The organism is Pseudomonas sp. PA27(2017), from assembly GCF_001945445.1.
GTDB lineage: Bacteria > Pseudomonadota > Gammaproteobacteria > Pseudomonadales > Pseudomonadaceae > Aquipseudomonas.
This window is the reverse complement of the sequence record NZ_MSXW01000052.1, coordinates 20682-39827: the sequence shown is the minus strand read 5'-3', so window position 1 is coordinate 39827 and position 19146 is coordinate 20682. Positions and strand designations below refer to the sequence as shown.

Genomic DNA, 19146 nt, shown 5'->3' with positions numbered 1-19146 from the left:
CGCACGTAGGTCATGTCCGAGACCCAGTGCCGACTAGCGCGATTCGAAGCGAACTGGCTATCCAGGTGATTCGGGGCAACCGGCAGAGCACGACGACTGCTGGAAACCGGCCGCCAGCGCTTGCGCGAACCAACGCGCAGACCGGCTTTTCGCATTAGTCGAGCCACTCGGTGTCGACCACACATATACCCCATAGCCGCCAACTCGCCTTGATTCGGCGATGGCCATAGATTCCATTCACCTCGTGGTGGACGACGCGGATTTCCTCGCTCAGGCGCCGATCTGCCATCTCTCTCGCCGAAGGTGGCCGCTGCTGCCAGGCATAGACGCTGCGTGATACCCGCAGCAGCCGGTACATTGGCGCTACCGGACAGCGACCGGTCAGCACTTCGATGGCGCGGAACTTCACTTCGTGGGTTGCGAGAAGATGGCGAGCGCCTTTGTTAAAACATCGCGTTCCATGGTGAACTGAGCCAGCTGCTGGCGTAGCCAACATCTCTCCACACTGCTTGTCATCGCCCAGAAAGGCATCGTCACCTCACTGTTCGAACTGGCGCTTCGGTTTTCCTAGCAGGCTTTCAGCGATGCCAAGCGTCTCGGCCACATGACGAAGCGGCGTACCGGCAAGCCCCTAGTCTACTGCCTCGCGTTTAAAGGATTCGGAAAAACGTCGTCTGGCCTGGGTCATGAACACTCCTTGTGGTGGACATTATCCACCTTAAGTCAGTGTCCACTCAGCCCGGGACAGACCAGTCTGCGAGACTCCGGTGGCGACCGTGACCTTGCGTTATAAGCTTGCCGTTTCAGTTATGGTGGTAATCTTTGCCCTTGACCGAAGTGGCAGTGCTGGGAAGTCTGGCGCGCCCTAAGCCTGCAGGGAGCCTTGAGCTAGTGGATTCGCGACCAACCAACCCTCATTCTGAACCATCGAAGATAGCATCGTCAGCTGACCATGATTTACGTAAATCTAGTCTTCGCCCGCAGCCAACCAAGCGCGGCCTTTTAAACACTCTCACCAATAGCATTCTTGACGTCGTTGGATTTCAACAAGTCTCTGCGTGGAAAGCGGGACGTGAGGTAGGCACTGAAGAGGGTTTCAGTTCGGGGCGTGGTCAGGGGCTGGAGTCGGGCTGGGCTGAGGGTAGAGCCACGGGTTACTCGGAGGGTAAAAGTGAAGGCCTCAACGAGGGCTTCACTCAGGGACATACCCAGGGGCTGGACGAGGGGAAGCTAATTGTTGAGTTGCGTCCAGGAACCGCCGCGATTCCTGCTGCACCAGGCGTAAAAGAACCCGCTCTGTTCAAAGACTGGAGATTCGCGATTACTCCAGAGATGGCCGATGAGATCCGGCAGGATGTGGAGCACTATCTTCCTGACCAACCTCCGTCAGAGGATCAGTGGAAGATGATCTTGTCGACCACTCCGACCACCTCTGTCGTTGCCGGCGCTGGCAGTGGTAAGTCGACCACTATGGTGTTACGGCTGATCGTTCTCTACCACTATCTCAAGATTGATTTGTCGGGGTTGACGGTCGTTACCTTTACGAAAGAATCCAAACTTGATTTCGCAAAGAAAGTCCGCGAGGTGTTTGAGCTCTGGGGTTACGAGGTCAGCGAGAAAAAGTCGCTAGAGATTGTCCGCACTTTTCATTCTCGCATTCTATCGTTTGCCAAAAGTATCGACGGGCTTAGTGACGTCAAGGCTTTCGAGTTCTTGGACAACAAGCCGGATGAGGATGAGCGGGACGGATCAATGTTGCAGGTCAAGCTGGGTGAGACTCAGCTCGATCTAATGAACGCCGTTTACCAAGAGCTTTTCGAAACCAATCAGGTCTTTCGCGCATTGATAGGGGAGCTCTATCAGCGTTCCCTGCTACTGGATACGATGGAGAAAGATCATCCGGACGTACTTGAGCGCCAGGGTAAGGCCTGGCAAATGGCGAATATCGATGCTGCCTTGTGCGCTCAGCTCGAAGCTCACTGGCAAGCTGCCGGGCATTGGCCGATTGAAGGGATAGAGCCGGCCCAGAAGACCCTTCGATTGCTTGGAAAAGATTTCCAAGTCAATGGATACATCCCCGAGTTCGAGACCTACGTCATTTTAGGGGTCGATGAGACCGAACCGGATGAACTCAAGCTCGATCATCAGTATGGCTGGTACATGCGCAAGCATGTACGTGACAAGCGGACGCTGTTTCAGGCCTTTTGCAGTTCACGGGTCGTCTACCTGAACAGCTACGTCGATGCCACACAGTCGGTTGACGCGCTCAAAGGTCGTGTGAACGGGTGCCCGAAATTCCGGTACAAGGTCAGGGGGGAGATCAGCTCCAGCTATATTTTGGAGGCCTTTTTCTCCACCGCCTCTTTCATCGAAAACCTGGGGCTAGACGCCATCGAGGCGGTCAAAAATATGGGCCTGTACGAGGGTGACCCCGACGCCATGTTTTTCCACGCCATGAGCATTTACTGGGCCGCCTTTAACGAACGACTGCTGGGGATGAGTCCACCGGTAATGACGTTCAACAGCATGTTCGCGATGTTCAGCGAACGTGGTCAGCAAAATTTCCGGGCAGTGCCAGACAGCGTACTTCGTCCGATGACGACGCTGCTCATTGACGAGTTTCAAGATGTTGGAGCGAACACAATCTCTTGGGTGAGGGCGACCTTCAGCGAGATCGAGCGGCGCGGGCTGACTGCTAAGACCCTCGGTGCGCCGGCCTATGCTTCAGTAATGGCGGTGGGTGACGATTGGCAAAGCATCTATGGATGGCGTGGCAGCTCTCCGCGTTTTCTGATGGAGTTCGGCAAGGAGTTTAAGTCGCCGAAGCAGACACAGGTGTTCATGCAGGAGAACCACCGATCACACCAAATGGTGGTTGATGCGGCTGAAGCGATCGTCAATCAGACCCCTGGTTTTGAGAACAAGCATGGAATAGCGGTCAACAAACGTGTGATTGATAACCAGGTACCGGTAGAAGTTCGAGAGCTTGATTGGGGGCACCTAGTTTCGATGGTCGAACACCATTACGACGCCGGTCGTTCGATCCTGGTGCTTTACCGCAAGCGCGACACCAAAAAAGATGCCCAGACAAAGCTCAGCGATGTTATCGAACGAGCCCGTCAAGACGAGCGAGGCAAGGCCATCAAGTTTTTGACATACCACTCCTCGAAGGGCTTGCAGGCCGATGCGGTCTTTTTACTGGGGGACTGTGAGGTCACCACCTCATCGCCTTCGAGAAATGATTTCTATGCCCAAGCCGGTATGGCACATCCAGACGATCCCTGCGGCTATGATAGGGCGCAGCAGCAGGAGGCGCTGCGAACAGCTTACGTCGCGATCACTCGGGCCGTAACCTACTGCTATTGGTATATTTCCTGGGACGAAAAGGTGCCCGCGTCGGAGAAGGCAAGCCGTTATGTCAATGGGCATGAGGCCTATTGGAGCGTCGCGACCCCGCGTCCTGCGCCCCCGTCAGATGGGATCAAACGCAAAGCGGTGAAAGGCCGCTAGCTAAGGCTCATTTTTCCTATCCTCTGATCATCCGAAGGCGACATACAGGAACACAAAACAGCGTAGTGGCTGAGCGGTCAGGATGTTTGAGCGATATCCTCTTCAAGCTCCCTGACCGCTTTGCTTACTTTGATTTCAAACCGACGTTCCACCTCGGCGTCGGTTAACCTCAAAACCGCATCGCCAAGCCACATGGCCAGTTTTTCGCGTTTTTGATCAATTGTGAGCGCATCGAGATTAGGGATGTAGCCGTTGCTAGCTTTCATGCCCCGCTGTAGCTCGTAGAAAGTCTTGATTAGGGATTTGGGACGAATTTCGCCTCTGGGGCAAAAGCGGTCTACGAGCTTGCTTATGGTGTGATTGATGGCACGTAACTGTGCAGTCGTGGTGATTTGACAGAAGTAGGCGGCCCAGCCAAGACGCTTGCCTTTGAATATGCAGCCAGTAATCCTTAGATCGAGCTTCCACCGGCAGTAAGCCAGAGCTCGTTCCTTATCAGCGGGGCGTCGTGCGGATGCGAGTTTGTGCCGGTATGCTGTGAAAATCTTCGCGATCGATGATTCGAACCGAAGAATGCTTTCCTGGCGAATAAGCACCTGCCCCCCCTCGATCTGGTATCCCAGAAAGCTAAAGGGGTCACTAAGGTTTTCCACTTTGGACTTTGAACCGGGTTCAAAACCATGTGGATTGAGCTTCAGATCCTGCAGTTCAGCGATCAGCTCATCTGCCGTTGGGCGTGCCATCTTTGCCGGCGCGAGGATGAGGATGTCGTCAACGTACCGCTTGTACCAAATGCCGGGCCGAGACTCGAAAATGGCATCAATCTCTTGAAGTGCAATCTCTGCAAGCACATTCGAGATCGCAAGGCCTTGGGGAACGCCGACTGCTGGGCGTTCTGCTCCTTTACTTCCTCTGGATTCAGGCACTGTGGGCGTTGTGAGCGCATTGGTGATCAACTGCTTGAACTCAGGCTTCCGGATTTTTTTTCGGGTGGCGCTGGTTACCAATTCATGAGGAATGGAGGGGTAAAAGCTTTTTAGGTCAATTTTCGCGTATTCGGCATACACGTCAGAGTCGAGTGCATTTTTCAGCGAGTCGATGACGGTTTGGGGAAGCGTCAGTTTAGCTGTGGGGAAAACGTCCGACAGGCACTCACACAGTGCACGCAAGACGATTCTGTCCCTGGCGGTCGGAATAGATATTTGCCTGGGTGGGGACGACGCCCCCTTGAGAATTAATTTTTCCTTGTAGGCGGTGAATCGATATTCACCCCGGTGAACCTTCCCGACAATGTGATCAAGCTCTGTGCTAAGACGCTTATCGAGGCTGGTCGGGCGCACCCGGTCAAGGCCGATTGCACCGGAGTTTTTGATTTTATCTATGTAGATTTTCTGGAGGCGCTTTCGGGTAAAAATACTTCTGAAGGCCTTCGCCGCGCTCATGGCGTGCTCCCGAAGAAATACAGGCCAACCAGTACGGGGAGTACGTACAGCAACGTCGTGATCAGGAACCTCAGTGTTAACCAGCATATAGCAGAGAGATACTCAAAGCCCGACGGCGGCCGTGTGATCGGAGGGCTCGCGAAAACTCTTGCTATTCGATCGTCGATTTCCCGGTGGTTCTCTGACTCCGCCAGTAGTTCATCATACCTACTGACCTGCTCGTGGGTTGGTGCTGGGAACGGGGAATCAGGCGTGCTGTCAGGCAGTCCCCTATGGAGCTTCTGCAGTTCGAGGTAATTGGTGCGCATAAGCATCGCCCGGCCTCGAAAGTCGCGGTTCGCAACCGCGAGAGAAATGCCGAGTAGGGCAACGGAAAGAATCGTCGCCATTACATCTGTATCGGGGCCGAGTATGGTGCTGTGTCTAATGGTTAAGACACCCAGCGCGGTGCTAAGAATTGCGTACCATACGAGTAAGAGCTGTGAGTGAAAGTCCAGCCACTCTAGGCGTTTATGTGCCTGAATCCGTGCCTTATAAGTGAACCAGACGCTGTCCTTTTTCACGCACATCTCTCCATAGAAAGTGGTGAAGGAGTGGGGAGGCTTGAGTACCGTTGAACATCCCGCGTAGGGGATCAGTGGGCCGAAACCCAACAGCCGAAGCTGTTAATTATCAGAACCGCCCTCGTAGGCACGAGAGGAAATACCCACCCCTTCGCGAGTGATTCTACATGGCCACCATTGAGCATGGGAAGTGTGGGCTTCTCGACTTCCCGTTTCCAGCCATGGTTCACAGTGTGTGCTGGGTGCAGTCCAGTTCCGGATCCGATGCTAGCGCTCGGAGTCGGTGTCGACTTGTTACGTGTGAAGGGAGCCGTAGGGTCATAATCCTGAGCGCCGTGGCGCTCAGATATCAACTGCGCGGGGGCGAATACTCCGATTTACTCGGTTTGTAGAAGTTGTACTTGAGGCGGAGGCTGCGTAGCGATCAGCAGTGACTGATTGGTACGCTGGGGGTAACCCGCCTAGAGAGCGGGCGTGCTTGATCATCTGGAGCAGGGGCTGGCTTTCAGATAGATTTAGCGTAGATGATGGGCTGACCTTCAAACTTGCGAAGCTCAAACTGAAGCCTCGTTCCCACCTCGCCGAAAAACTCCGTGGCGCTATAGCCTGTGTTGTGACCCTCGTAATTGAATGGTTTGGAAAGCCTCAGTGGGATTTCCCTCTCAAGGATGTCTGGGTTGCGTTTGAGTAGCTCGTAAGCGCTGTAATCCTCAGCAGCCGGGTGCATTCGCTTGTGCTCAAGGCCGTCATGCTTATGAACATCAATCAGTTTGCATCCATCAAAGCTGAAGTCTACGGCGACGGTGCAGCCATGGTTGTTGCTGTCCCTGAAGGTGATCAGCAGGTTGGCGCCGTATTCTTCAATTTCTTCGCCCCATAAGGCGTGCGTGTATACCCTAATACCTTTGAAAGAAGGGAATGTAGCCGCCCTCCAGTTGACGCCATCTCCAACAAATGTTGCCCGAGTGCTCGCGAGCCTTAACCACCCAAACTGGCCGCTGTCTAAAACGACCATGTGATAGATCATGTGCTCAAGCTCAATCAACCTTCCATTTCGAGCAGGCCACTTGAGAAAGTCGCCGCTTTTCTTCTGGAATCTGACGAAACCCCTGCTTGAGGAGTAAGGGTTCAAGCCGACCACGCCTTGCTTCACGTTGGCGATGACCGAGAGTGACTGGACGGACTGGCGCATTCTCGCTGTCGTTTCTAAGCGCGATCGAGAGAGTGCCTCTTGTCGCTCCCGCTCTTTCTGGGCGGCAATTCGCCTGGCCAAAGCCTCGCGCTTCAGTGCTTTTGATTTCAGATCATCCTGGGCTTTCTGGCACTGCCTCTGGTACTCAATCCTTGCCGCCTCAAGAGGAGCGATGGCCTCAATCATGTCGTCGATATCTTCCAGGGTCAGTCGCTTGGCGTCCTTGAGCCATCTGCTGGCGATTTCTCGCGCTTGTGCTATCTCATCCTTGCCATCAATAAAGATAGACATCTCTTTGTTCATGCCGCAGCCACGATAGGTAGCATTTTGGCTGCCTAACGTAAGCCCCTGATGAGGGTCGATCACCATTTTTGCGTGGAGATTTGGCAGGTGATAGATGCTGCAGCCCTTTTTGAAAAGGGCTTTTAGCAGATGAATATCAGACGCTCGTGAGCTGAAGAGCTCCACATGGAACTCAGTGAAAAAGTTCGTCTCCCCATCCCTGGCAAGCGATAGAGGTGTTTTGCCTGTGAGGTAGGGCGAATAGACAAAAAACTGCTCAGAAGCCTTCTTGGCCATTGAAAACCAGCGACCCTGGATCTTTTCCTTGATCTGTACCATGCCTACATCCCTGCGAGAAAACAAAAAGGAAGACAATAGAAGCAGCGAGCATCGGCGTTGCAGGGGCCAGTATTGCTCCTCTCACCGCCCCTGGGATTACGCAAAACCGCCGTGTGGCCGGTAAACCGGCGCCCCCTTGAAAGCTAGCTGCTCAATCTTATGCCAGCTGAATGTATGGTGGCCTTGGCGGCCAGCGATCTCATTCCCCTGTCTGTGAGCTTGGCTGACTTCGCTAAGGAGCAAAGAAGGGTTGCCCACCGAGGGCAGTGAATAGTCCGTGTCATTTGATCACGCCCCTGACCAACAGAGGCAATTCCTTTTGTCCAAGTCGAGCGGCCCCAGATTACTAGCTGGCTTCTGTGCAGAGGGGCGGGGTGAGGCAGGGTATCATCAGTAGCTGTATCGCACCGTGAGTATTAGGATGGCGCAAAGCGCAATGGACAAAGACGCTAAAGGACTTTTTCGATGTCAAAAGCAGAGCAAGCTTTCCAGTACTCAATCAAAGACGCCGAGGAGCTCCTGGAACATTTCGATGCACTGAATGCTAATCCACCACCTGCCAATGCAGAGGTGCTCAAGCGAGCTGGCCTGGTCATGGCCCTGACGGCTTGGGAAACCTACGTTGAGGATCGTGTCACAGAGGCGCTGGCGATCCAGCTCAAGCTGATCAAGGGTAGCCGGTGCGGCGACTTTATGGCGGAGAAGCTGGAAAACGAGCTCAAGCGTTTTCATAACCCTGATTCGGCTAAGACCAAGCAGTTGTTCCTGGACTACCTCGGTGTCGATATCACTGCCACTTGGGCCGGCATGAGCAATGATGCGGCAGGAAACCGAAAGGCGCTTGATGCTTTGATAAGCAAGCGGGGTCAGGCTGTGCACCGATCCAAAGTACAGAGCACGGGAGTGCCGCCGGCTCATCTGGTCAAGCGAGATGATCTAGAGAAGGCCATACGATTCATTAAACTGCTGGTGGATAAAACTGATCGGTGCCTGGATGAGTGTCTTTAGCAGCGTGCGCACTTTGCCTTTACTCGAAAAGAGCTAAATTGCCGCCTGCACGGGTGCTTTTTTCAAACCAGGCCGCGTTAACATTGCGGATGATGCCAAGGCTTCGTAATTAGTCTCGCTTGGCTCCCTCCGAGCGATTTACATAAGCTTCTACCAGCCGCTTGTTGCAGCAGATCCCCACTCATCTGCTAGATCATAGTGAGGGTTCAGCCTCTCAATCCTCCAGATAACCCTTCTCCACGTACCGCCTGTAGTACATTTCATGAAGTTCGATATCTAACTGATAGGCCTGGAGCTGATCTTCTCCCTCCTCGTGTGGGTAGTCCTCAGGCCGCATCTGGCGGAGACGGATCAAGGCCTCCCTGAGCGCCTGGGCTTCCCTGAGTTTCCGAGCTTCAATGGTGTGGGCCAGATCTTTGAACCCTTCCGACTCAGAGCCGTTGTAGCAGTACCACCACTTCATGTCTTTGTAGATCTGCAGGTGGCGGCTATCGAAACCGCCACGGTGCTGATCGATGTCAAACGGGTATTGCCAGGGGTTTAGCTGGTACAGGAGGAATTCTTGCAATAGGTAGGCGGTGCCGTACTTGCCGTTGAGCAGGATTTCGCGGTGAGTGATGTAGGGCGACTCTGTGAGCATCGCTTTTACCTTGAAGTCAAAGAAACGTGCAGCTATCAACGCGGGAACAATACGGAGAGCCTAGAAACTCACGTCAGGTGCATTGATGCGCTGACAGCCAGTCGGCAAGTGATGACGGGCGAGGGTTTAATTTCCAGATCACCATTTCGCTGATCAGGCGTCATTCAGGTATCACTGATATAAAGGCATGTGGGAAACTAGCTTCAATACGGATCAGCGCGGTGCATAACCACCACGCGCCATCGCGTCCTGCAGCTTTGAGACTGCCGACCGGATTAAATAGGCCTCTTCATCACTCTCTGCGCATCCACGTAGCTCACTCCAAGTAAGACGCTTGAAGAACTCAGCAAGCGCTAAAGTTTTCCCGTGGCTCAATTCTGCATCAGTTTGGCAGCCGCCAATATTAAAAGTCACGATGACGTTCTTGTGTTGAACCTGATTACCCATGAGAAAGCACCATTTTTTAATCGGCTCCAGCTTTTCTATTCATCAATGAAGTTGCTCAGTAGAACTGCTAATGCCTTCTAGAGCACATGGACTAAAGCAGCTGTGGGAAGGTATCTATTTAGTCCCGCACTTTCAAGTCTTGTTGTTTTTGAGTGGTTTTCATATAGTTGAAGTATTTAAAAAAACATGAAATACGATTTAGGCATATATTGAATATGCATCACACACGTAGTGCTCTGGGCAATCGGAAGGCACTCGGTGCTTTGATCGTGAGGCGCGGCCAGGCAGTGCATCGTTCCAAAAAATAATCAGCTGGAGCGTCGGCAGCATACCTCGTCACTTGTGACGAGTTGGAAAAGGCAATCAGGTTTATTAGGATGCTCGCGGACGACACTGCTCAATGTTTAGAGCAAAGCCTACATGGTGAGCTGTAGAGGCGGGAGCTACCTCTTTCTTTGTCTGGACTCTCGGGTCTTGGATAAAGCTTTCAGGTAAGAAAAAGGCCGCTCTCGCGGCCTTTGATCAATCAGTCATTGCACCCAGCTCTCAACCGTCTCAGCGCCGTGCTCTTCCTTCCAGCTCTTAAGCACCTTGTGATTCCCACCCTTAGTCTCGATCACTTCGCCAGTGTTCGGGTTCTTGTAACGCTTGAGAGTACGCTCGCGGCGAGCCGGCTTAGCTGCAGCAGCCTGGCGGCTTTTACCTGCAGTAGGATCGAGCAGGTCAATGACGTTACGCAGCGAGTAGTTGTACTCACCCAGCAGCTTGCGCAGTTTGCTTTCAAATTCGATTTCTTTCTTCAGACCTTCGTCACCCTGAAGGGCCGCGAGGCGCTGCTTGTGTTCTTCGATCTGGGCTTCGAGTGCTTTGAATTCTGCGAGCTTGGACATGATGTCTCCCCAATTAAATTTTGGCTAAAGCTAGTGATGGTTTGTTGCTATCTGAATGGACAGTCTAAGCGAAAATACATTCCATTGCATTTTTTATAGTGACCTAGAGGAGGGTGGTCAGCTTATAATTCCGCGCTTGATTCTTGGAATTGAGCTGTCGAATGAAGCAAGTTTTTCTCGTCTTCGCGCTACTGGTTTTTAATGCAACCTCATCGTTCGCTAGTGCTCCGGCCAGTTTTGATAAGGCAAAGGTTGTCGCAAAGCGTGAGGTGTTTTTTGATCAAGCCGATGGGCCCATCGGTGATCTTTATTGCGGCTGCAAATGGCGTTGGGTTGGAACGTCCGGGGGTAGGGTAGACGCTGAGTCTTGCGGCTACGAAGTAAGAAAGCAGCCTGACCGCGCGGCTAGGACTGAGTGGGAGCACATTGTGCCCGCCTGGCAGTTTGGTCATCAGCGGCAGTGTTGGCAGAACGGCGGGCGTAAGAACTGCGTAGCGACTGATCCAGTATTTCGAGCGATGGAAGCTGATCTCTACAACCTCTATCCCGCCGTGGGAGAAGTGAATGGCGATCGCGCGCACTTCAATTACGGCATGGCCTCTGGTGTCTCACCTCAGTATGGCCAATGCTCGACGCGTGTTGATTTTGATGCGAGGACTGCGGAGCCTCGCGACGAGGTCAAAGGGCTCGTTGCTCGCACGACGTTTTACATGTTCGACCGGTATGGATTGAACATGTCGCGCCAACAGCAGCAGCTCTTGGGGGCATGGAGTAGGCAGTACCCGCCATCCGACTGGGAAATTGAACGGAACGCGCGGATCGCGAAAATCGTTGGGTACCCGAATAAGTTCGTGACCGGAGAGCGAGTTTGGGATTTGGGTTACAAGCCCATAGCTGAAGGCCTCAAGGTACGCTCGCCAGCAGCTCCTGCGCGCCAAGTCGAGAAGACTCAGCGATCGTCAGTGGATGTAAGTGTAGAGGGCGCAGTGATTGGAAATCGCCGTAGTAATGTCTATCACCTTTCTAGCGGCTGTCCCGGCTTCAGCCAAGTATCACCAAAGAACCAGGTGGCATTCGGGTCAGAGACGGAAGCGATCAACGCAGGGTTTCGCAAAGCCGGCAACTGTAGGTGAGGTTTCCGTATGGGAATATGGGATCGACTATTCGGTGGACGCTTTACCATGCCACCGCCCGAGACTACTGAGCTTAGTGACAGTGAATGTTTTAAGGCATTGAGACCTGAGCTGCCCGAGCAGCGTCGTGCTTTGAAGTCTCTGCTGGAGCTGCTGCTTGTCCGTTTGCCAGCAGAGGAGCGTGGCAGGCTGGAGCGGCGCATCCTAAGAAAGCTAAAAGAGGGTGAGTGTCCCGAGACGGCTCTTTACGAAGGATTGATCGATGATCGGCGTGGCCAGAAATTAGAGCAGCTCACGTTGATGGTATGCGATTACCGGGGCTTCGATAGCTTTGAGTATTTGGCACCCATTCTCGTACGGGCTAGTGGTATTTCGGCTCCCTTTGCTTATGCGCACGACGGTAGTAAGGCTATGCCTGAGGTGCTGGCCGAGTTTGATGTTTGGCTGCAAAAACATGGAATGCGGTACCTGCACATGGATACCGGCGGGGACGAATGCGCAGGATTTGTCGTCGAAGCCCAGTACGTCCAACAGGCTGTCGAGTTGGCGAGAGAGGCGGATATCAGGCTCAGTCTCGAAAGTTTTTGACTGGAGAATTCAGCCGATCGGAGTGAGGCGGAACTGGGTCATTGGCGGTTGGTTAGCCCAAGCCCACCTCGCGACTACTTGCCGCTGGAAGGCCGTTCAGTGATTCCGACACTTTATACCAAAAATTGAGAATTGCTTCTGCCGAAGCTCGCCACGTCTGGGCGCGCCGTAAATGTGCGCTACGGCAGTCTGGGATTGCAGTTTCGCGAAGCACCATTGTCGTGACTGTTTACAGCCTGCTGTGCCAGATTGGTTGCGCCTGGTGCCCGCGAGAGGTCTTATGACCACTGCCAAATCTTCCTGCTGTGACGATCGCGCGGCTCGATTGATCGGATCCACAGCGTTCCCAATTGGAGTGTGGATGCCTATCGGCCAAGCTCGTTGTGACGCGCAGTTTCAGAATAGGGAATCGTTTAGTAGGAGTGCCCATGCTGCAAGCCGCAACAGGAAAGCTGTTCACCAACCGAGACGAACCACGGATCACGATTCTTAAGGGGGTGATCTACACTAATCTTCGTCTTGGAGTGACGAGCAGGGTTACGACTAAGGCAGGGTCGCTGAGCAGCATGGACTCTTCCCACACGCCAACTGCGCTTGGGTATGAATTAGTGGAATACATGGAGGCCGCTGATCCTGCGCCTGGGATCCTCGTCTCTAGAAGCATGGGTGCCTACATTGACGACTTTGCAGACGTGGCCTCATTCAGTTTGCAGGTCATCTGTTCGCCTGACGTCCACATCGCAGAAAGGTTGCTGAATCGACGACCGCGGCCCGGGCAACCAAACCCCAGCGAGCGGCTGGTGCGTTTCTACGATGAATCAGTCTCGGCAAATCTCTCGGATATCAAAGCATTCGAGGATTTCACCGAGCAGCTAATCGGGCTGCGGCGTGCGAACTACCTGGTAGTGATCCAGGCGATCAGAACTTACATCGCCGCAGTTCACAGAATGAGCGATGACCTCAATCTGGCCTACACGCTGCTGGTGATGTGTGTCGAATCTCTGGTGCAGAAATTTGATGGTTATGAGCCGCAGTGGTTTGACATTCCTGATCCGAAAAGGCAGGGGGTAGATAAAGCTCTGGAGGGTGTAGATGAGGAGCGCGCGCAGGCGTTAAAGGACGCAGTACTCGATGTCATTCATCCGCGTTTGGGCCATCGATTTGTTCAGTTTATCCTTGCTCACTTACCAGTGGATTACTTCACGGCAAAGGCCGATTCGCAGAAATATCCGATCGGTCGTCGTGATCTAGAGGCAGCGTTACAGAACCTCTACGGTGTGCGCTCCAGCTACGTTCATTCACTCAAGCCATTGACCAAGGAATTCCTACATTTTGCCAATCACAGAGAAACTTATGAGGACGATGGCAAGCTCACCTTCACTTTTCAGGGGCTATTTCGCCTGGTAAGAGCGGTGATCATCGAATATGTCCGCAAGGCGGAAAAGGTTGATCATGAGCCGTGCCACTACGAATGGGATAATCCGGGCTTATTGAAATTACGGATCGATCCCAGGCACTGGCTGTACAACCCCCACGGGTTCAATAGCCAGACGCCCAGGAGGCACTTGGACGGTCTAGTAAGACTGATTGATCAATGTTTGGTCGAGTTTCCCGAACGCAAGCTTCACCATCCAACGCTGGTGATTGAGAGAGGCATGAAACTCATGGCCCAGATGGCCGGAGACATGAAGATAGCATTTCTAGGATTTGCCTACTTGTCCGATTTTTTTCTAGGTAATGAGAGTACTAGAAGAGAGTTCTCGTCGGTCGAGATCAATCTGCTGAACCACCCCAGCGTTGAATCGCTGATTGCGCAGGCGCTGATAGGAAGTGACACTGGCTGGACAATTGCCGAACACCAGATGCAACTGAATCGATATTACAATAGGCGACACACGAAGAATGGCATCAAGGCACCGTACAATGTGGAAGCCTGCATGGGACTCGCGCTGGCTGAGCGATATCGCCTTTCCGGCGATGCTGCGGGTGCGCTGCTTGCATTGAGGGCGGCCGTTGAGGATTTCCCGCAGATCAAAACCTTGCGCCAGATGCAAGAAGGGTTTGATCAGAATAAACCAATTGCCTGGCTTTCAGTCATCTACCCCCGGCTGGCAGCACCGAGACCGACACTCGAATGCAGTGGCCTCTGAATGAGCGGTAGGCAGCTCGGCCGCTTGCCTGAGGGGCAGGTCTAAATATCGAGATCACTGTCTGCTTTTGGACGAAAAAAAGACCCTGACGACCGGCTGCAGTGTGCAAGCCTAGAGCCCAGGCTTTGGGCAAGACCCTGCCTGCGGCTCGCGGCTGGAGTATGGCTGATCAGCGCCTCCCTACTTCAACGCTGCGACGATAGCATCGTTGAATGCGGGTATGTCGTTGGGGTTACGCGAAGTGATCAAAGTCCAACCATTGGCTTGGCATTGCTTTACTTCAACATCTACCCAACCAGCAGCACCGGCATTTTCTAGATCGAGCCTAACGCTGGGGTAAGACGTGAGGGTCTTGCCGGCGATGACTCCAGCGTTAATTAGCAACCATGGCCCATGGCAAATCGCAGCGATTACTTTGCCCGAGTTGGCGAACTCTTTGACCAGGCGCTGGGCGTTTTCGTCCAGTCTAAGCGTATCGGCATTGACCGTTCCGCCTGGAATCACAAGCGCATCAAAGTCCGAAGCGTTTAGCCCAGCCAGCGCAACCTGAGACTCCACAGTGCGATCTTTCTCAGTGTCCTGAACAAACGTTTGGGTGGTGCCGCCGTCACTTGATCCATGGGTGACCAGGGCACCCTGTGCCTTTAGCGCTTCAAACGGTTTCAACAGCTCATCGCGCTCAATTCCCGTATTCGAGGTGATGAATAGTACTTTCTTGTCTGCCAGTTGATTGCTCATGGTGGTCACTCAGTCCCCTGATCAAGGTGAAAAATAGGCGTGCGGATGACAATTCTTCCGACGCGTTGAAGATGGGAGGCCAGAGCAGTTTTGAAAGTTCATCCGCATTCCACCTGAGCAGAATTCGATGGATGAAGCGAGGAAATTTGGGGATTTCACATTCGAGCCTGTAAATTCGGTCAGGCAAAGCACGTCACCTGCGTGAACCTGGGGCCTTGATTAGTAGGTCTTTGTCCGTCCTGACTCTACGGCTGCACAGGGCTGTCGGAATACTGAAAGCGTGCGAGCAAGAGTTTCTAGTGAGTGACTTGGCAGGCAAGTACCCAGCATGAGGAGGGGCAATTGATCGATGGCTATTTCTGGATTTGCGACCGCACAGGCGAACTCTGTCTCGAACATCTCACTTAGGACGAATGGGTTCGTAGTCACTTGTACAGAGCAACGCCACCTTGTTGCCATCTGGGTCTCGCAGATAGCCCACGAAGAAGTTGGCACTGTAAGCCTTGCGAAAACCAGGGGCACCTTCATCCACACCGCCGCAGCGTAGCCCCTCAGCATGCAGGCTTCGCACTTTCTCGTGTGTAGGTGCGCGGAAAGCAACCATGGTGCCGTTGCCAACGGTCGCCGGCTTACCGTCGTAAGGGGTGGTCACATGAAAGGCACCTGGGCCGTTTTCCTGATCCTCAATGCCGGGCATCGAATAGCACAGCTGCTTTTCCCAGCGCTCCACCTCGTACCCCAACGGCAGCAGAATCGCGTTGTAGAACCTACCTGCAGCGGATAAGTCGTTCGAGCCAATCATCGTGTAGCTAAGCATGATTCGTACCTCCAGGGTTTCTTCGGCCACGCCCAAGTGCGATGCTCAAAGTGACTCCAGTACTTCCGCCTCCACTATCATCCTCTCTCGGATTTGATTGAGCGCTCTGTAAACAGCCTCTCGCTCGTCGGGTGTAAAACCCTCGTTCGAAAGATCCACCTCGTTCGGTGGCGCGCTGTTGATTAGCGCTGCGGTGTACCTCTTCGCAAATGCTTGGATTTTTGCGCTCTCCATAGGGCGTCTCGATTTGTCTGCAAAGACAGAGAGATTAGTCCAGTTCTGGGGCTCTTGGCGGTTGCTACTTCAGGAGGGCGGGGTTGCTTCTGCGGAGGCTCGTCCTCGGCTAGAGGCCGCTGTCTGCCAATCTCTGCCCCACCTTACGAAGCGGTACCTAGCTATCGCGCCGATTCACCTTAAGCCGTCCATGAGGCCATCGAGGTGGCTTACTATTCGGCTTCGAAATCTATAGCCTGCCACCTCATGAGCATCTTCTTCTTAAAGTTTCTCGCTACTCCTACTCTGATGCTCGCCATCTCCCTCGCAGCTCGCCGCTGGGGTTCTCATGTCGGCGGGATTCTTTCAGGTCTGCCTGTCACCTCGGCACTCGTCATGTTGTTCTTAGGGCTAGAACAGGGTTCATCGTTCGTACTTCAAGCAGTTCCTGGTGCAATCGCAGGGGTAGCTGCAATTCAAGCGACCTACCTTTTTTACATCAGTGCGACCCGGCGATTGAAGATTTGGGTCGGCTGTTTGAGCGCATTGGCTTGCTATGGCCTAGCGGCCTTTCTCTTGAATCAGGCAGCCTCTTTGGCTGTATCCCTTGCTGTGATCCTGTGTATGGTCATTGCAATTGTGCCTCGCACATCGAGGATGGCCGGGGAGGGCGAGGCTGGTTATGTACCGACACCTCGCTGGATCATTCCGATGCGCATGATCACTGCAACGCTCTTGCTTCTGATGATCACGTTGAGCGCGGAGTGGTTGGGCCCGACAATTAGCGGCTTGATGGCACCAATCCCAGTCATTGCCTGGCCCCTAGCGGTCTTTGCTCACCTGCAAGGAGGACGTCGAGAGCTGGGTGCGGTAGTGAGAGGTAACGCTATAGGTGCGCTCGGCGTAGCAGGTTTTTATCTGACGCTGAAATACTCGGTTTTGCAGCTAGGGATTTCGCTGAGCGTTACGATCGCATCGCTGATAGCGGTGCTTATCACGCTACTCGCAGCGCACTTGCTAAGGGCTCGGCACACCCCGTAACGCAGAGTAGAGGGGTGGCCGAATTCGGCCCGGGGGCCTAGAAACAAAGCAGCCGTAGCTGCCCGAGAGAGGGGCTGATAAGACTTCCGTCAGCCTTGAAAGCTTAGGAGTGATTCCACGGTCGCCGTTGAACCACCGCACACGATAACGAGCACATTACTCACCTTGTTGAGAGGCATTTTGTTGCCATACAGCGCAGCTAGCGATGCTCCGCAGGCAGGCTCGACCAAGATCCGGTGGTCATTTAGGAAGGCAGAGCACGCATCGACGGCTTCGCGATCAGTCACCTGCACAGGTATCACTGGTCGCTCCTTGGAGAGCTCGTAGGCTCGTCGGCATACTTGCTTGGCGGCCAGGGAGGTTGCCACGCCGGAAACTGCCGGAATCTCCACAAGTTGGCCCGCGCTGATGGATGCGTTTAAAGAGGCAGTACCCTCTGTCTCCACTGCGTACACCGGGACATCACCTAAATCGTTGCGGCGCAATCCCTCGTCTACGCCGGCCAGAAGACCGCCGCCGCCGACCGACAGCACCACAGCATCTGGGCGTATGCCGTCTGCAACAACCTCATCAATCATGGAGGCATGACCAGTCCATAACAGCGGATCGTCAAAGGGGTGGATGAAGGCGTCTGCAGCTGTCTGCATCGAGCGAGCTAGTTCATTGGCTTCAAACCACGTCTTCCCGTGGACAATGACCTCAGCCCCTTCCAGCGCTAGGAGGCTGCGAGCTCGTTGCGTTGTTGTCTCAGGGACAACGACGATCACCGGGACACCAAGGCGGCGCCCGGCGTAAGCGACGGCGAGTCCAGCGTTGCCGCCTGACGATGATATAAACCGCTGGGCGCCGCGCACATGGTGCTGCTCACAGGCGAAGCCAACTCCACGAATCTTGAAAGACCCACTAGGCTGCATCGCCTCCATTTTCATCCAGACCTTAGTGCCGATGCTTCGGCCTAAAGGTAGTGATTCCAGGAGAGGGGTTTTGATACTTAGGGACATGCTGTCGCTCCAGGAAAAGGTCTTAGGCCAAGGCCTGCACTTCGATCTCGACATCCAGATCAAAGGCCAGCTTGCTCACCACCGTGGTTCGGGCCGGAAAGCCGTTAGGAAACGAGGTGCGGTAAGCATCGTTAAACGTTTGGAAATGCTTCATGTCCGACAGCCAGACGGTCACCTTGACGACCTTATCGATCCCCGAGCCGCAAGACTTAAGCGTCTCTTGGATGTTGCTCATAATGAGGCGGGTCTGCTCGTCAACCGAACCATGCAATGGTTCGCCAGACGCGCTCATTGCCACCTGACCCGACAGAAATAGAAAACCGTTTGCTTCTACCGCGCGAGCGAACGGATACGGCAAAGTGCCGTTATATCGCTTCATAAATTCCTCTGGATGTAATGACAGTTCAGCCTTCGTTTTTAAGCTCATCTAAGTAGTTGTAAACGGTGTAGCGGGTGACCCCAAGAGCCTTGGCAGCTTTATCGACTCCGCCCTTGATAAGGAAAATTCCCTTCTCCTGCATCTGCTGTACCGCAAGCAAATTGGCGCGCTTAGTACTGGTTCGACCGTTGCCGGGGATCTGCTCAGTGGCACTTCGGATGATTTCGAGCATGAGGTCTTCAATGTTGCCGTGGCCTGGTTCACCCGATGACGCCAAAGCGCGTGCCGACACGGTGATCGGCATGGCCGACTTGCCTATAAGGTTCTGCAGCAAGTTGATCGCATCCAATAGCCCCTCATTGCTGACGTTGATACACAGCGCTGCGAATGCACGTCCATTGTCATCACGGTAGAACGCGGTGCTACTACGCAAAGCGCTTCCGTCGCTTGAGAGAGTCGGATAGTCGAGCAGCAACGACACGGCTTGATGCCCTTCTTCCAAGGCGCACGCAAACCCTTTGTCCGCCCGCATCCCCGCCAGCACAGAGTCTCCCTTTTGTCTACCACTCACGTGGCCGTTAGCGATTTCTGCGATCGAATACTCCGGCTTTCGCAGGTCATGAAGTACAAGCTCGGTGTTTCGAGGTAAGACGCTGCCGATGGCAACGACCGTATTGGCTAAGAGCTCTAGTACCCGTCCTTCCCCAAGTCCAAATTCATTGCTCATTACTGGAAGATCTCAACATTTTGTTGAAATATAACAGTGTGCATAT

Annotated in this window: 17 protein-coding genes; 6 read left to right on the top strand and 11 right to left on the bottom strand. The window is 53.7% G+C overall.

Annotated features, from left to right (window positions below; translation table 11 throughout):
- The first annotated feature begins 822 nt into the window (after positions 1–822).
- The gene (locus BVH06_RS19165) at positions 823–3510 is read left to right on the top strand and encodes a UvrD-helicase domain-containing protein (protein ID WP_139315682.1); all 2688 of its coding nucleotides are present in this window, start codon (positions 823–825) and stop codon (positions 3508–3510) included.
- Positions 3511–3587: 77 nt separating this feature from the next.
- Here BVH06_RS19165 and BVH06_RS19160 read toward each other — a convergent pair whose 3' ends face one another.
- From BVH06_RS19160 to BVH06_RS19150, 3 genes are all read right to left on the bottom strand, one after another.
- Positions 3588–4952 carry an RNA-directed DNA polymerase gene (locus BVH06_RS19160; protein WP_075935150.1) on the bottom strand — a complete coding sequence of 455 codons (1365 nt, stop codon included), beginning with the start codon at positions 4950–4952 and terminating at the stop codon, positions 3588–3590.
- Entirely contained in the window at positions 4949–5521 is a 573-nt protein-coding gene (locus BVH06_RS19155; protein WP_371915308.1) for an SLATT domain-containing protein, read from the bottom strand. The genes BVH06_RS19160 and BVH06_RS19155 overlap by 4 nt, the downstream gene beginning before the upstream one ends.
- Before the next feature lie 499 nt (positions 5522–6020).
- A complete protein-coding gene (locus BVH06_RS19150) occupies positions 6021–7328 on the bottom strand; it encodes a phospholipase D-like domain-containing protein (RefSeq protein WP_075935149.1) in 1308 nt (435 codons plus the stop codon).
- A gap of 465 nt (positions 7329–7793) precedes the next feature.
- Between BVH06_RS19150 and BVH06_RS19145 the strand changes: the two genes are divergently transcribed.
- A complete protein-coding gene (locus BVH06_RS19145) occupies positions 7794–8336 on the top strand; it encodes a HEPN domain-containing protein (protein WP_075935148.1) in 543 nt (180 codons plus the stop codon).
- A 214-nt stretch (positions 8337–8550) separates the two neighbouring features.
- On the opposite strand, the gene BVH06_RS19140 is transcribed toward BVH06_RS19145, so the two are convergent.
- From BVH06_RS19140 to BVH06_RS19130, 3 genes are all read right to left on the bottom strand, one after another.
- The gene (locus BVH06_RS19140) at positions 8551–8976 is read right to left on the bottom strand and encodes a hypothetical protein (RefSeq protein ID WP_075935147.1); all 426 of its coding nucleotides are present in this window, start codon (positions 8974–8976) and stop codon (positions 8551–8553) included.
- Between the two features lie 213 nt (positions 8977–9189).
- Positions 9190–9423 (bottom strand): hypothetical protein, encoded by a 234-nt coding sequence (locus BVH06_RS19135; protein ID WP_075935146.1) that lies wholly within the window; start codon positions 9421–9423, stop codon positions 9190–9192.
- 530 nt (positions 9424–9953) lie between these two features.
- Positions 9954–10313, bottom strand: a complete 360-nt coding sequence (locus tag BVH06_RS19130) for a histone-like nucleoid-structuring protein, MvaT/MvaU family (protein WP_075935145.1) — start codon at positions 10311–10313, stop codon at positions 9954–9956.
- A 161-nt stretch (positions 10314–10474) separates the two neighbouring features.
- Here BVH06_RS19130 and BVH06_RS19125 point away from each other — a divergent pair, with 161 nt between their 5' ends.
- The 3 genes from BVH06_RS19125 to BVH06_RS19115 all read left to right on the top strand — a co-directional run bounded on the left by BVH06_RS19125 (position 10475) and on the right by BVH06_RS19115 (position 14184).
- Complete coding sequence (locus tag BVH06_RS19125) at positions 10475–11446, top strand: endonuclease (protein WP_075935144.1); 972 nt, start codon at positions 10475–10477, stop codon at positions 11444–11446.
- A 48-nt stretch (positions 11447–11494) separates the two neighbouring features.
- Entirely contained in the window at positions 11495–12034 is a 540-nt protein-coding gene (locus tag BVH06_RS19120; protein WP_256575203.1) for a hypothetical protein, read from the top strand.
- Between the two features lie 428 nt (positions 12035–12462).
- Positions 12463–14184, top strand: coding sequence for a hypothetical protein (locus BVH06_RS19115; RefSeq protein WP_075935142.1), 1722 nt, complete (start codon positions 12463–12465; stop codon positions 14182–14184).
- Between the two features lie 180 nt (positions 14185–14364).
- Here the strand turns inward: BVH06_RS19115 and BVH06_RS19110 are convergent, their stop codons facing one another.
- Positions 14365–14922 carry a type 1 glutamine amidotransferase domain-containing protein gene (locus BVH06_RS19110; RefSeq protein ID WP_075935141.1) on the bottom strand — a complete coding sequence of 186 codons (558 nt, stop codon included), beginning with the start codon at positions 14920–14922 and terminating at the stop codon, positions 14365–14367.
- A 400-nt stretch (positions 14923–15322) separates the two neighbouring features.
- Complete coding sequence (locus BVH06_RS19105) at positions 15323–15739, bottom strand: VOC family protein (protein ID WP_075935140.1); 417 nt, start codon at positions 15737–15739, stop codon at positions 15323–15325.
- A 480-nt stretch (positions 15740–16219) separates the two neighbouring features.
- Between BVH06_RS19105 and BVH06_RS19095 the strand changes: the two genes are divergently transcribed.
- Positions 16220–16993, top strand: a complete 774-nt coding sequence (locus tag BVH06_RS19095; protein WP_075935191.1) for a hypothetical protein — start codon at positions 16220–16222, stop codon at positions 16991–16993.
- Positions 16994–17082: 89 nt separating this feature from the next.
- On the opposite strand, the gene BVH06_RS19090 is transcribed toward BVH06_RS19095, so the two are convergent.
- Genes BVH06_RS19090 through BVH06_RS19080 form a run of 3 tightly spaced genes read right to left on the bottom strand, consistent with a single transcriptional unit; the run spans position 17083 to position 19100 of the window.
- Positions 17083–17994, bottom strand: a complete 912-nt coding sequence (locus BVH06_RS19090; protein ID WP_075935138.1) for a pyridoxal-phosphate dependent enzyme — start codon at positions 17992–17994, stop codon at positions 17083–17085.
- Between the two features lie 22 nt (positions 17995–18016).
- Positions 18017–18373, bottom strand: coding sequence for a RidA family protein (locus BVH06_RS19085; RefSeq protein ID WP_075935137.1), 357 nt, complete (start codon positions 18371–18373; stop codon positions 18017–18019).
- 25 nt (positions 18374–18398) lie between these two features.
- A complete protein-coding gene (locus BVH06_RS19080; RefSeq protein ID WP_075935136.1) occupies positions 18399–19100 on the bottom strand; it encodes a transcriptional regulator in 702 nt (233 codons plus the stop codon).
- Between the last annotated feature and the right edge of the window lie 46 nt (positions 19101–19146).